At 65.3% G+C, this 13406-nt stretch carries 17 protein-coding genes; 13 read left to right on the top strand and 4 right to left on the bottom strand.

Annotated features, from left to right (window positions below; genetic code table 11):
* From fliQ to queE, 12 genes are all read left to right on the top strand, one after another.
* Positions 1-273, top strand: coding sequence for a flagellar biosynthesis protein FliQ (gene fliQ / locus AC13EK_RS03660; protein WP_004208180.1), 273 nt, complete (start codon positions 1-3; stop codon positions 271-273).
* A complete protein-coding gene (gene fliR / locus AC13EK_RS03655; protein ID WP_004208179.1) occupies positions 270-1052 on the top strand; it encodes a flagellar biosynthetic protein FliR in 783 nt (260 codons plus the stop codon). The genes fliQ and fliR overlap by 4 nt, the downstream gene beginning before the upstream one ends.
* 3 nt (positions 1053-1055) lie before the next feature.
* Positions 1056-2192 carry a flagellar type III secretion system protein FlhB gene (gene flhB, locus AC13EK_RS03650; RefSeq protein WP_069335734.1) on the top strand — a complete coding sequence of 379 codons (1137 nt, stop codon included), beginning with the start codon at positions 1056-1058 and terminating at the stop codon, positions 2190-2192.
* Between the two features lie 110 nt (positions 2193-2302).
* Positions 2303-2782: a hypothetical protein gene (locus tag AC13EK_RS03645; protein WP_026109657.1), complete on the top strand. Its 480-nt coding sequence runs from the start codon at positions 2303-2305 to the stop codon at positions 2780-2782.
* 100 nt (positions 2783-2882) lie between these two features.
* On the top strand, positions 2883-4295 hold the full coding sequence (fliD, locus tag AC13EK_RS03640; RefSeq protein ID WP_069335735.1) for a flagellar filament capping protein FliD: 1413 nt from the start codon (positions 2883-2885) through the stop codon (positions 4293-4295).
* 16 nt (positions 4296-4311) lie between these two features.
* Positions 4312-4713, top strand: coding sequence for a flagellar export chaperone FliS (locus AC13EK_RS03635; RefSeq protein ID WP_004208175.1), 402 nt, complete (start codon positions 4312-4314; stop codon positions 4711-4713).
* A gap of 175 nt (positions 4714-4888) precedes the next feature.
* On the top strand, positions 4889-6085 hold the full coding sequence (locus tag AC13EK_RS03630; protein ID WP_069335736.1) for an aspartate aminotransferase family protein: 1197 nt from the start codon (positions 4889-4891) through the stop codon (positions 6083-6085).
* A 114-nt stretch (positions 6086-6199) separates the two neighbouring features.
* Positions 6200-7126, top strand: a complete 927-nt coding sequence (gene argF / locus AC13EK_RS03625; protein ID WP_069335737.1) for an ornithine carbamoyltransferase — start codon at positions 6200-6202, stop codon at positions 7124-7126.
* A 123-nt stretch (positions 7127-7249) separates the two neighbouring features.
* Entirely contained in the window at positions 7250-8155 is a 906-nt protein-coding gene (hslO, locus tag AC13EK_RS03620; protein ID WP_004208172.1) for an Hsp33 family molecular chaperone HslO, read from the top strand.
* 127 nt (positions 8156-8282) lie between these two features.
* Positions 8283-8690 (top strand): DUF3617 domain-containing protein, encoded by a 408-nt coding sequence (locus tag AC13EK_RS03615; protein ID WP_037507688.1) that lies wholly within the window; start codon positions 8283-8285, stop codon positions 8688-8690.
* A gap of 47 nt (positions 8691-8737) precedes the next feature.
* Positions 8738-9439 (top strand): 7-cyano-7-deazaguanine synthase QueC, encoded by a 702-nt coding sequence (gene queC, locus AC13EK_RS03610; RefSeq protein WP_004208170.1) that lies wholly within the window; start codon positions 8738-8740, stop codon positions 9437-9439.
* 3 nt (positions 9440-9442) lie between these two features.
* Complete coding sequence (gene queE, locus AC13EK_RS03605) at positions 9443-10087, top strand: 7-carboxy-7-deazaguanine synthase (RefSeq protein WP_069335738.1); 645 nt, start codon at positions 9443-9445, stop codon at positions 10085-10087.
* A gap of 12 nt (positions 10088-10099) precedes the next feature.
* Here queE and AC13EK_RS03600 read toward each other — a convergent pair whose 3' ends face one another.
* From AC13EK_RS03600 to lipB, 3 genes are all read right to left on the bottom strand, one after another.
* The gene (locus AC13EK_RS03600; RefSeq protein WP_037507691.1) at positions 10100-10795 is read right to left on the bottom strand and encodes a hypothetical protein; all 696 of its coding nucleotides are present in this window, start codon (positions 10793-10795) and stop codon (positions 10100-10102) included.
* A 103-nt stretch (positions 10796-10898) separates the two neighbouring features.
* On the bottom strand, positions 10899-11186 hold the full coding sequence (locus AC13EK_RS03595; RefSeq protein ID WP_048938722.1) for a hypothetical protein: 288 nt from the start codon (positions 11184-11186) through the stop codon (positions 10899-10901).
* Between the two features lie 62 nt (positions 11187-11248).
* Entirely contained in the window at positions 11249-11953 is a 705-nt protein-coding gene (gene lipB / locus AC13EK_RS03590) for a lipoyl(octanoyl) transferase LipB (RefSeq protein ID WP_069335739.1), read from the bottom strand.
* A gap of 76 nt (positions 11954-12029) precedes the next feature.
* Here lipB and AC13EK_RS03585 point away from each other — a divergent pair, with 76 nt between their 5' ends.
* On the top strand, positions 12030-12824 hold the full coding sequence (locus AC13EK_RS03585) for a DUF7847 domain-containing protein (RefSeq protein ID WP_004208165.1): 795 nt from the start codon (positions 12030-12032) through the stop codon (positions 12822-12824).
* Here AC13EK_RS03585 and AC13EK_RS03580 read toward each other — a convergent pair.
* On the bottom strand, positions 12806-13405 hold the full coding sequence (locus AC13EK_RS03580) for a GNAT family N-acetyltransferase (RefSeq protein WP_069335740.1): 600 nt from the start codon (positions 13403-13405) through the stop codon (positions 12806-12808). The two genes, AC13EK_RS03585 and AC13EK_RS03580, sit on opposite strands and share 19 nt — an antisense overlap.
* Position 13406 lies beyond the last annotated feature (1 nt).

Raw genomic sequence — 13406 nt, 5'->3', positions numbered from 1 at the left:
ATGGAGAATGCGGATTTCTTCATGGGCCTGGCACAGCATGCGCTGTGGATCACGGCGCTGGCGACGGCGCCGATCCTGATTCCGGCGCTGGTCGCGGGCGTGCTGATCGGCATGGTCCAGGCCGCGACGTCGATCAACGAACAGACGCTCAGCTTCATTCCCAAGATTCTGGTCGTGGGTGCGATGCTGACCCTGTTCGGTGGGTCGATCATGGTGCTGATCGCTGACTTCACGCGCGAGATATTCGAGCGGATACCGGACCTGCTCCAATGATCGCACCCGGCTTCGCAGGCGTCGAGACGCAATTGTGGATATGGCTGATCGCCATGATCCGCCCCGGTGCGGCCTTTCTGGCCGCGCCCGTCTTCGGTGCGCCCGCGATGCCGCTTCAGTTGCGCCTGATCCTGTCGCTCGCGCTTGGCATGGCGGCGCTCAACAGCGTCACCATCCAGTTGCCGCATGACGGCGTGGCCAGTTTCGAAGGCGTGATGCTGGTCGCCGGCGAAGTGCTGACGGGCCTTGCCATGGGTTTTGCCGTGCAGATCGGCTATTCCGCCGCCTTCGTCGCGGGTGAGGCGATTGCCAACACCATGGGGCTGGGCTTTGCCGCGATGGTCGATCCGGGGTCGGGGCAGGGGACGCAGGCGGTCGGCCAGTTCCTGTCGATCCTCTCGACCTTCCTGCTGCTGGCGATGGACGGCCATCTGCTGCTCGTCAGCTTCGTGGTGCAGAGCTACAAGGCGCTGCCACCGGGCGCGGCGATGCTCAGCAATGATGCGGTCTGGCACATGATCCAGTTTGGCGGCTCGCTGCTGGGCGCCGGGGTGACGATCGCGCTGCCGGTCGGCTTTGCGCTGGTGCTGGTGCAGATCGTCATGGGCATGCTGGCGCGCACCGCACCTGCGCTCAACCTGTTCGCCGTCGGCATGCCGATGGCGGTGATGGCGGGACTGGTGCTGCTGGCGATGGCGGTGCCGGTGATGGGCGAGGGGATCACCATCGCGCTCAAGTCGGGGCTGGAACAGGCCCGCGCCATCTCGGAAGGGCGCTGAGCCATGGCGGGCGGATCCGAGGGCGGTGAAAAGACCGAAAAACCGACACAGAAGAAATTGCAGGATGCCGCCAAGGAAGGCGACATCCTCCAGTCCCGCGAACTGGGGACGGCCCTGGTGGTGATGGCCGGCATCGGCTGGCTGGCGGTCGCGGGTCCGGGCCTGATCGACGCGCTGTCGGGCATGTTGACCCGCGCGCTGCGCTTCGGGCGCGAGGATATCGTGAACTTCTCGCCGGTGACGCGCGGCACCGGCCTGTTGGCGGACATCGCGCTGCCGGTGGGCGGCGTATTGCTCGCGACCTTCTTTGCCGCGATCGCGGCGCCGGCGCTGCTCGGATCGCTGGGCTTTCGTCCCGGTGCCTTCGCGCCCAAGGCGTCGAAGATGAACCCGGCTTCGGGCCTCAAGCGCATGTTCGGCGCGCAGGGGCTGATCGAACTGGTCAAGTCGATCGCCAAGGTGGGGCTGCTGGGCGCGGTCGGCTTCTGGATGATCTGGGACCGGCTGACCGCGATCATCGGCCTGGGCAAGGCGGGGGTCGGCAATGCGATCAGCGACCTTGGCAACATGTTCATCCTGGTCTGCCTGGTGATGGCAGGCGGGCTGTTCGTGATCGCCGGCATCGACGTGCCGATGCAGATTTTCCAGCGCGCCAAGCGGCTGGGCATGAGCAAGCAGGACATCAAGGACGAGCATAAGGAAAGCGAAGGCTCGCCCGAACTCAAGGGGCAGATCCGCCGGCGCCAGTTCGAGGTGCTGAACGGATCGACCCGCCAGGCGGTGGCAGAGGCCAGCGTCATCATCACCAACCCGACCCATTTCGCGGTGGCGCTGCGCTATCGGCCCGGCGTGGATGCCGCGCCGGTCGTGGTCGCGCGCGGCTGTGACGCGATCGCGGCCTCGATCCGTGAACTGGCCGAGGATCATGGCGTGTCGGTGCTGCAATATCCCGAACTGGCGCGCGCCATCTACTTCACCTCGCGCGCTGGCGAGATCGTCAATGAAGGTCTCTACATGGCGGTGGCGACGGTGCTGGCCTTCGTCTTCCGGGTCGAGAACAAGATGGCGACGGAAATGGACCGTCCGTTCATTACCGTGCCCGAAGATCTACGTTTCGATCCGGATGGAAAGAAATTGTAGAGAATTTGCTGATACTTGGCAGTTGATCGAAGAATTAGGGCGATGGTGAATTAAAGTTTAGCCACGCTTGTCCGTATTCTGTTTACGGGGACGCATTAGGATGGTGCGTCATGAACGAGTATTTTTCGCGTAGCGAGATTTCGCCAGTGGATCGGAGCGTCGTTCGCGCGCCGGTGCCGGCTGCGGCCGTTCAGCCGGTTTCAGCGACGGAATCTTCGACCGAGCAGGGCAACATGTCTGCCAGCGATGCGCGCAGGCAGGAGAGTTTTGCAGTCGATATCGTTGCGGTCGACGAAGATGCCGCCGGCGCCGCCGAATATGCGCGCATCCATGCCCGGATCGCCGATATCCTGGCCGATATGCGCGCCGGGCAGGGGGATGTGTCGGTCGATGGTGCATCGGCCGCCGTCCAGGCGATGATGCCGCAGCCCTTCATCTACATTCCGCTGCCGCCCGCCACCCGCGAGGCGGTGGAGCAGGCCGCCGATCTGGCCAAGCGGATCGCCCAGCAGGCCAGCTATGCCTATGCGGCCCAGGCGCATGTCGCGCGCGGGACCGTCGACCAGATCCTGTCCGCATCGGCGATCTGATCACGGCATGCCCGCTTTTTTGCGGGCTTTGCCATCAGCTTGAAAATCATTCCTAAACATCTTCGCGCTACGGCCGTTCTCTCATTTGAAAGGACGGCCCATGGCAACGACGACGACATCGGTAGGGAGCAGCATCCTGTCGGCGCTGGGTGCCAATTCGGGCATCGACACGAGCGCGCTCGTCACCAGCCTGGTCAGCGCGACCCGCGACCCGCGCCAGTCCGCGATCACCACCCAGCAGACGACCAACAATGCCCGCATCTCGGCACTGGCGTCGGCCATCAGCTCGCTCGACACCTTCGCTGATGCACTGACCAGCGTCCTGTCGGGTGCCGAATATACCGGCACGCCCAATTCGACCAACACCAACATCGCGTCGGTCAGCCTGCTGAGCGGCGGCACGCCGGCTGGTCTGCCGGCACAGCTGGTGGTGAAGTCGCTGGCGACCGCCCGCATCTTCGCCTCGACCGCGACCAGCGGTGCCACTAGCAGCACGGCGGTCGGCACCGGCTCGCTCACCATCACGACGGCGGGCGGCAAGACCGCCACGATCACCGTCGATTCGAGCAATAACAGTTTCTCCGGCCTGGCTTCGGCGATCAACGCCGCCGACATCGGCGTGACCGCGAGCGTCGTCACCGATGCACAGGGCACGCGGCTGGTGTTCAAGGGCGAAACCGGCGCCGCCAATGATTTCACCATCACCAGCTCGGCCGACAGCTCGACCAGCGTTCTCGCCGGCCTCAACAGCAGCGCGATGACCTCGACGTCGGACCCGGCCAATGCGAAGATCACGCTCGACGGCACCGACTATGAATATGCCAGCAACACCATCGACGATGCGATCCCCTATCTGCGGATCGAACTGACCGCGGCGGACGTCAACAGCGCGGTCAACCTGACCATGACGCAGCCGACCGCGACGATGAAGGATCTGCTGCAGGAATTTGTCGACGCCTATAATACGCTGATGAAGGCGCTGAACACGTCGACCTCGACCGGCACGGATTCATCGACCGCGGGCGTCCTCAACGGTGTGTCGGCGGTGCGCGACATGAAGTCGCAGCTCTCGAAGATCACCTCGACCCAGCTGGCCTCGACCGGCAGCTACAAGACGCTGGCCGATATCGGCATCGCGACCAACCGCGACGGCACGCTGACGCTCAACACCGACACGCTGGACAAGGCGCTGGCCGCCGATCCGGCGGGCATCACCAAGATGCTCAATCCCGCCAAGTCGACCGCCGACAATCTGGGCCTTTCGGGCCTGATGGACAGCGTGCGCGACAATATCGAGCTGGACAACGGCCCGATCAAGGCGGCGCAGGACCGTTATGAGAAGCTGGCCGACAGCCTGACCGAACAGCTCGAAAAGCTGGACGAGGACATGGCCGACTATGAGACGCGCCTGACTTCCATCTATTCGGCAATGCAGACCAAGTTGTCTGCGCTCAACGCAACCCAAAGCTATCTCCAGCAGCAGATCGATGCCTGGAATAGCAGTGACGATTAACCGGGGATTTTGACGCATGTTCTATAATCACAGCTTTGCGGGTACGGCAGCGGCACGACGCTATGCGGCGGTGCATTCGGGCAGCCGGATCGAGGGCGCCACGCCCCACGCGCTGGTCAAGATCCTGTTCGACGAACTGCTGATCGCGCTCGATGCCACGGCGCTGGCCGAACGCAATGGCGACCGGCTGAAGGTGTCCGACAAGCAGGCGCGCGCCATGTCGATCCTGTTCGCGCTGGAAGCCAGCCTGGATTTCGACAAGGGCGGCGACATCGCCACCGGCCTGGCGCGCATCTATCGTGAGGCCCGCCGCCTGCTGCTGGTCAGCGCCAAGGAGCATGATGCGGCGCCGGTCGAGCAGGCGCGCGCCATGGTCGGCGAGATTGCCGATGCCTGGAGCCAGATCGGCCAGCCCTGATCGCTCGCGGGGCGATCAGTCCATAGGCTGCTGACTGGTCCGGTTGCGGGGTTGCACCCCCTTCCGGTGGCCTGTATAGGCGGCACTCGCACAAGGGCGGCCCGGCGGGGGCCGCCTTTTTGCGTTATATCCAATGCGCACGGACGCGCAGCATCAACCCAGAAAGGGAAGGCACATGTCGATTACGCCGCTCATGCCCGTTTACCCCCGGTGCGATGTGCGTCCGGTCCGAGGCGAGGGCTGCTACCTGATCGGGGAGCGCGGCGAGCGCTATCTCGACTTCGCCAGCGGCATCGCCGTCAATCTGCTGGGCCATGGCCACCCCAAGCTGGTGAAGACCATTGCCGATCAGGCTGCGACGCTGATGCATATCTCCAACCTCTACGGTTCGCCGCTGGGGGAGGAATTTGCGCAGAAGCTGGTCGATAACAGCTTTGCCGACACCGTCTTCTTCACCAATTCGGGTGCCGAAGCGGTCGAATGCGCGATCAAGACCGCGCGCCGCTATCATTATGCCAATGGGCAAGCGCACCGGCACAAGATCATCAGCTTCGACAACGCCTTCCACGGCCGCACGCTGGGCACCATTTCGGCGACCAGCCAGCCCAAGATGCGCGACGGGTTCGAGCCGCTGCTGCCCGGTTTCCAGGTCGTGCCCTTCAACGATCTCGACGCGGCACTGGCCGCGATCGATGACAATACCGCCGGTTTCCTGCTGGAACCGGTGCAGGGTGAAGGTGGCGTGACCCCGGCAACCCAGGCATTCCTGACCGGCCTGCGCAAGGCGTGCGACGAGCATGGCCTGCTGCTGATCCTGGACGAAGTGCAGTGCGGCTATGCCCGCACCGGCACCTTCTTCGCCCATGAGCAATATGGCGTGAAGCCCGACATCATGGCGGTGGCCAAGGGCATCGGCGCGGGCTTCCCGCTCGGCGCCTGTCTCGCCACCGAGGAAGCGGCCAAGGGCATGGTGTTCGGCACCCATGGCTCCACCTATGGCGGCAACCCGCTCGCCATGGCGGTGGGCATCGCGGTGCTGGAAGAGGTGCTGGCGGACGGCTTCCTGGAGCAGGTGACGGCGATGGGCGCGCGTCTGCGCTCTGCGCTGGAGCAGATGATCCCAAATCATGACGACATGTTCGAGGATGTGCGCGGCATGGGGCTGATGCTGGGCGTCAAGATGAAGGACGCCTATGACGCGCGTGCCTTTGTCGGCCATCTGCGCGACCATCATGGATTCCTGTCAGTGTCGGCGGGCCAGAATGTGCTGCGCATCCTGCCGCCGCTCGTCATCGACGAAAGCCATATCGCCGAGTGCATCGAGAAGATTTCCGCTGGTGCGCGGAGCTTCGCGGACGCCAAGGCGGCCTGAGACCAATCTTTCCCCCTCCGTTCGGTTCGAGCAGCTTCGAGCCTGTCGAGAAGCGTCGTCGAGAACAGTTCTCGACAAGCTCGAACCGAACGGGGTGTGGGTGAAGGGGGTATAATGACCAAGCATTTCCTGAATCTCACCGATGCGGGCGGCGACGCGATCGCCGCGATGATCGCTGATGCCATCGATCGCAAGGCGGCACGGGCAGGCAAGCCCAAGGGCTGGGTCGACGCCGATGCGCCGCTGGCCGGCCACACGCTGGCGATGATCTTCGAGAAAAACAGCACGCGCACCCGCGTCAGCTTCGATATAGCAATCCGCCAGTTGGGCGGCAATTCGCTGATCCTGGACGGCGCGACCAGCCAGCTCGGCCGTGGTGAGACCGTGGCCGATACGGCGCGCGTGCTCAGTCGCATGGCCGATGCGATCATGATCCGCACCGACGATCATGCCAAGATCGAGGAAATGGCCGAATATGCCAGCGTCCCGGTCATCAACGGCCTGACCGACCTGTCGCATCCCTGCCAGATCGTCGCCGACCTGCTGACCGTGGTCGAACATGGGCTGGCGCTGCCGGGCAGCCAATGGGCGTGGCTGGGCGACGGCAATAATGTTCTCCACTCGATCGTCGAGGCTGCCGGCCTGATGAAGTTCGACGTGCGCATGGGCATTCCTGAGGGCTATGATCCTGATCCGTCCTTTGCCGCCGCAGCGCAGGCAGCGGGTTCGACCATCACCCTGACCCGCGATGCGGCGCAGGCCGTGGCCGGCGCCGACGTTGTCGTCACCGACACCTGGATCTCCATGGGCCAGGCCCATGCCGAGGCGAAGCTGGCGGCGATGATGCCCTATCAGGTGACGCCGGAACTGATGGCGGGCGCCAAGGCGGACGCCAGATTCCTCCACTGCCTGCCCGCCCATCGCGGCGAGGAAGTGGTCGAAGCGGTGATCGACGGTCCGCAGTCGCTGATCTGGGACGAGGCGGAGAACCGCATCCATGCCCAGAAGTCGGTTCTGCTCTGGGCGCTTGGAAAGCTGTAAGCTCACCCTATATTCGGGCGAAATTTTCCGTTCGCCCTGAAAGATGACGGGGCCTGTCCTGCGCTGGGAAGCGGAGGACGGGCCCTCGCGGCTTTCGGGGCGGGTGGATCGGAAGGAAATATCGTGACCAGTTCCAATGTCGATCAGGCCCTTGGCTTCACCATCCCCTCGCGCCATGTGCGCGGCCGTTTCGTGCGGCTGGGGCCGGTGCTGGACCAGGTGCTGTCCGCCCATGCCTATCCCCCGGCGATCGAGCGGGTGCTGGCGTCCTCGCTGGTGCTGGGCGCGCTGCTCGGTAGCCTGCTCAAGGATGCCGGCGGTCAGTTGACCCTGCAGGCGCAGACCGAAAATGGCGTCGTCAGCCTGCTGGTGGCCGATTACAAGGGCGGCGAGCTGCGCGGCTATGCCAAGTTCGATGCCGAGCGGCTGGCGGAAATTGGCAGCGACCCGACCCTGTTCGGCCTGTTCGGCAAGGGCTATCTGGCGATCACCTTCGACCAGGCGGCGACCGGCGAGCGCTATCAGGGCATCGTGCCGCTGGACGGATCGTCACTGGCCGAGGCGGCGGAGCATTATTTCTTCCAGTCCGAACAGATCCCCAGCATCGTCCAGATCGCGACCCGGCATGAGCCGGGCGAAGGCTGTGTCGCGGCGGGCCTGCTGCTCCAGCATCTGCCTGAAGGCGAAGTGGGGCGCGAGCGCCTGCATGTGCGCCACGATCATCCCGAATGGGAACATGTTCAGGCGCTGGCCGGCACGCTGCGCGACGAGGAACTGACCGATCTCGACCTGCCGCTGACCGACATCGCCTGGCGCCTGTTCCATGAGGAGGAAGAGGTGCGCGTCACCGAGACGACGGCGCTTGCCAAGGGCTGTCGCTGTGACCTTGCCCATATTCGCGACGTGATCGGCCGCTTTCCGGCGGACGAGCGGGTGGCGATGGCGGACGAGAAGGGCATTATCGGCGTCGATTGCGCCTTCTGCTCGCGGCTGTTCCCGCTCGCGCTCGACAGTTTCGTGACCCATTGAAAGCTGGCGCGGGGCAATTGCGGCAGGGCCGTTCGCCCCGCGCTATCAAATTGCCGCAATTGCGCGGCACAACAGGATGAAGCATGGCGCCGCTCCCCCGGCGCCGATGACAAGGTCTGGACGCAAGATGGCAAGGCTGGGGCTGCAGGCGCTGGGCGCCGCGGCGGCAATGATGATGGCAAGCTGGGCCGGGGCGGCGAACGCGCCGCAACTGGCTGCGCTTGCCAAGCTGGAAACGGGCGAATGGGAATTGCGCCTGCGCGATGACCCCACCGCGCCGCCCCGCCGCCTGTGCGTGACGATGCCGCATCAGTTGCTGGAGCCGGCCAATGCCGGCCCCGGCTGCAAGCCGTTCGTGGTCAGCGACGCGCCTGCTGCCGCCACCGTGACCTTCGATTGCGGGGCGGCCGGCAATGCGCGCACCGACCTGCGCGTCGAAACGCCGCGCCTCATCCAGATACGATCGCAGGGGATCAGCGACGGCGCGCCCTTTTCCAACATGGTCGAAGGGCGCCATGTCGGGGCATGCCGCTGACCGGCGGCCCCCTTGCACTGCAACATAACGAGGTCTAGCGCAGCATCATGGTCGCACAGAATGGAAAATTCGCCGTCGTCCTGCTTTCGGGCGGGCTGGATTCAATGGTCGCGGGCGGGCTCGCGCGTGAAGCGGGCTATCGCGTCCTGGCGCTGACGATCGATTATAATCAGCGGCATCGCGTCGAACTGCGCGCCGCGGCCAAGGTCGCGACGGCGCTCAATGCCATGTCGCACATCGTGCTGCCGCTCGACCTCACGGCCTTTGGCGGGTCGGCGCTGACCGCCGACATCGAAGTGCCCAAGGGCGGCGTGGGCGACGAAATCCCGGTCACCTATGTGCCGGCGCGCAACACCATCTTCCTGTCGCTGACGCTGGGCCTGGCCGAAGTCGCTTCGGCCAGCGACATCTATATCGGCGTCAATGCACTCGACTATTCGGGCTATCCCGACTGCCGTCCCGAATTCATCGATGCGTTCCAGAAAATGGCGACGCTGGCGACCAAGGCGGGGGTCGAGGGCCATCCGATCCGCATCAACACGCCGCTGCAGTTCATGACCAAGGCGGACATCGTGCGCGAGGCGCATCGCCTGGGCCTGGACGCCGGGCTCAGCTGGTCCTGCTATGATCCGACGCCTGACAACAAGCATTGCGGCCTGTGCGACAGTTGCCGCCTGCGCTCGAAGGGCTTCGAGGAAGCAGGGCTGCCCGATCCCACCGTCTATGCGACGCGTCCCGGAAAGGCCTGACACATGACCTATGCGGTCAAGGAAATGTTCCTGACCCTGCAGGGCGAAGGCGTGCAGGCGGGGCGGCGTGCGGTGTTCCTGCGCTTTGCCGGCTGCAACCTGTGGAGCGGGCGCGAGCAGGACCGGCGCGATGCCGTCTGCCGCTTCTGCGACACTGACTTCGTCGGCACTGACGGTGATGGCGGCGGCAAGTTCGCGACCGCCGACGCGCTCGCCGATGCGGCATTCGTCTTCTGGGGCGAGGGGGAAGGCCCCTATATCGTCCTGACCGGTGGCGAGCCGATGTTGCAGGTCGACGATGCGCTGATCGACGCGCTCCATGCCCGTGGCTTCACCATCGCGATCGAAAGCAACGGCACCTTGCCGGCGCATCCGGGCATCGACTGGGTCTGCATCAGCCCCAAGGCGGGCAGCGACGTGGTCCAGATGAAGGGCAATGAGCTGAAGCTGGTCTGGCCGCAGCCCGATGGCGGCCACAGCCTGGCCGATGTCGAGGCGATGGAGGGCTGGGGCTTCGACCATCTGCTGGTCCAGCCGCTCGATGATGCCCATGCCGTGGACAATGCCCGCGCGGCCATCGATCTGGTGATGGCCCGGCCGCGCTGGCGGTTGACGGTGCAGGCCCATAAATATCTGGGCCTGCGTTAAGTCTTCGTCAGATCAGGGCTGGACGCCCGCCTTCTGGTTCCACTGCTGGTGGCATTCGGGCAGCAACACGCCCTTTTTCCAGCATTTGGCGTCGAGCGAGGGCAAAGCGAGCTGATAGTTCCAGCCCGGATCGCCATAATATTGCTCGCCGGCATGGACGAGCGACTTCTTGATCGAGGCCAGGCCCTGGCGCGCGACGACGTTGAGCTGGCCGCGATCGGCGAAGATCGCCTGGCGACCGACCGCCGCTGCCGCCTGGCAGAAGCCGCGCTGCGCCTGGACCGTCGAATAGCCCGAATAGATGCGGGTATTATACATGTCGGACGCCGACTGGCCGGGCTTGCCCTTGCCCTTGGTGCGCTGGAAATAGCTGAGCAGCGTCGCCTGCGCTGCGTCAAGTTCGGCGTCATGATGGGCGATCATGGCGTTGTAGTTGCTGACCGACAGCAGGGTCGGTTCGAACTGGCACTGCAGCGCGGCGACGTTGATCGCGGCGCGCAGGTTCCAGGTGAGGCCAGCCTTGATCTCGTCGGCCGTGGCGCCAGGCAGGCCCAGCGCGGTGGCGGCGGCTTCGTCGGTCAGGGCAGGGGCCGACATGTCGGGCGGCGACCAGAAGAATTGCGCGGCGGCCGGCTGCGCGACGGCGAGCGACGCGGCAGCGATCGTCAGGGCGGCAAAGGCCTGGCGCGAGCGAAAACGGAACGTCATTGAATAAACCCTCTCAGCCGGGGTCTTGACGGCGCGAACGCCCAATTCCCCCATAACGGCATCGACTATAGCGCGGCTATATCGGAAGTGAACGGCAAAAGCCTCACTGATCCGACACGACTTCCTCATCATTGGCGGGTGCGGTCCCATTGTCCGCCTTGGCCGGGGCAGCGGCCTTGGGTTCGGTGCGGTTGTCCGGCAGGGCCAGGCTGGTGCCCTCGCTCTGCACGCCGTCCAGATCGGTCATGGCGTCGGTGGCGGTGCCATCGACCACTTCCATATCCTTCATCTGCACCGTGTTGCCGCTCTTTTCGCCGCCACCGCCGCAGCCTGCCAGCGGCATGCAGCCGATCAACAGGGCGGCAGTCATCATCCTTGCGTCAAGGCGCATCCGGGTCTCCATAACATGGCTCAACATGCCCGGCGGCCCCCCACCTGGCGAAGTGGCGGACCCTAGCGGGCGGTCCCGCATTGCTCAAGTCCCGTGCCGTCGCCCGATCCGCAGCGCCGCAGCCGGCCGAGAAAGGCGGGGAAATGCGCCTTGAGCGCGGCATCAAGGGCTTCCATCGAGGCATTGCCGCCCAGCGCGGCGATGCTGGTCACCGGAAACTCGCTGATCCCGCACGGCACGATGCCGCCAAAATGGGACAGGTCGGGATCGACGTTGATCGAAAAGCCGTGCAGCGTGACCCAGCGACGGACGCGGATGCCCAGCGCACCGATCTTCGCCTCGCGCCCCTGCCTGTCGTCGGTCCAGATGCCGATGCGCCCTTCGGCGCGGCGGGCGGCAATGCCCAGATCGGCGAGCGCGTCGATCATCCAGCCTTCGAGATGATGGACGAAATTGCGCACATCCTTGCCGCGTTCGCGCAGGTCGATGTTGAGATAGCCGATGCGCTGGCCCGGCCCATGATAGGTGTAGCGGCCGCCGCGTCCGGCATCATGGACAGGAAAGCGCGGGTCGATCAGTTCGGCCGGATCGGCGCTGGTGCCGGCGGTGTAGAGCGGCGGATGCTCCAGCAGCCAGACGCGCTCGCGTGCCTCGCCCTCATAAATGGCGGCGGCCCGCGCCTCCATATCGGCAAGGGCGGTCGGATAGTCGACGGGGGCGGCATCGCTGCGCCACTCGACGTCAGGAAAGGGCAGGGGATCAGTCATGGCGCTTCCTTGACTTGAGCGGGGCGAGCGATCAAGTCTCGGGCCGCATTTCGCAGGACAGGGGTAGGCATTAGATATGGCGGCAGTCTCGATCGGCAAGGCGTGGGAGGAGGCAGTTGCCTTCGTCGCCCGCGAAGCGTCGCTGCTCTTTCCCGTCGCGCTGCTGTTCCTGGCCCTGCCGGGGCTGATCCTGCAGGAAATGACGCCGCCGCAACTGGCCGAATGGATGGCCAATCCCCAGCGCACCGGCCTGCCCGATATTCCGCCGGGCTTTGCGCTGGCGATGCTGCTGGGTGTCGTCATCATCTGGTTCGGATCGCTGACGCTGTTTGCGCTGGCGCTGCGGCCGGGCATCAGCGTGGGGGAGGCGTTGCGCCTGGGCTTCGCGCGACTGCCGGTGCTGCTGGGCACCGCCTTGCTCGCCATGTTCCTGATTGGCGGGCTGATGCTGGCCGCGATTCTGGTCGCCGTCCTGGCCAGCCTCGTCTCGGAGTCAGTGGGCACCAGCATCGGCGCCATCCTCGGCGCCTTTGTCGGCGGCGCCACCATCTTCGCCAGCGTCCGGCTGATGCTGCTCAATCCGGCGGTGATCGACGGCAATCAGGGGGTGGTGCCCTCGTTGCGCCATGCCTGGGCGCTGACGCGCGGCTGTTTCTGGCGGCTGCTGGGCTTCATCATCCTGATCACCCTGCTGTCGGGCATTGCCAGCATGGCGGCGCAGACGATCTTCGGTGCGCTCGCCGGCCTTGCCGCCGGGCCGGAGGCCGCCCGGCTGGTGGGCGGCGTCGCATCGGCGGCGGTGTCGACGGTGATCCAGGTCTATATGCTGGTGATGCTGGCTCGTATATATCGTCAGGCGTCGGCGGGCTGACCGAACATCGGGATCTGCGGCGCCGCTTCGGGCGGCAGCAAGCCCAGCAGGCGCGGATCGGCAAAGGTTTCGATCTCCCGGCCATAAGGCGTGAAGCCCGACTTGATGTAGAAGCCGAGCGCCGCCGGACTGTCGAGCGTACAGGTATGGACCCAGAAGCGCTCCACCCCCTTGCGCCAGGCGAGCGACTTGGCCTGCGCCATCAGCCATTTGCCCAGTCCCTTGCCGTTGAGCGAGGGCACCAGCCCGAAAAAGGCCAGCTCGCATTGCGACGGGCTACGGAAATCCAGCTCCAGCAGGCCGACCTCCACGCCGCGCGGGTCGGTGACGGCATAGACCTCGACCAAGGGATCATGCAGGATGGCCGCGAGCTGATCGTCCGGCATCACCAGCCGCGAGAACCACAGCCACGGTTCGCCCACGCGGCGGAACAGGGCGCGATAGGCACCAAGGTCCGGCGTCTTCCACGGCACCAGCCGCAGCGGCGCGGGCGGGATCGGCGCGGGCCTGGGCCGTTCGCGCATTTCCAGATGGGTGACGATGGTCGCGATCTCGCGCGGATCGACCGGGGTCAGCGCCATC

The organism is Sphingobium sp. L-44 (assembly GCF_056859495.1).
This window is presented reverse-complemented; position numbering and strand designations above follow the sequence as displayed.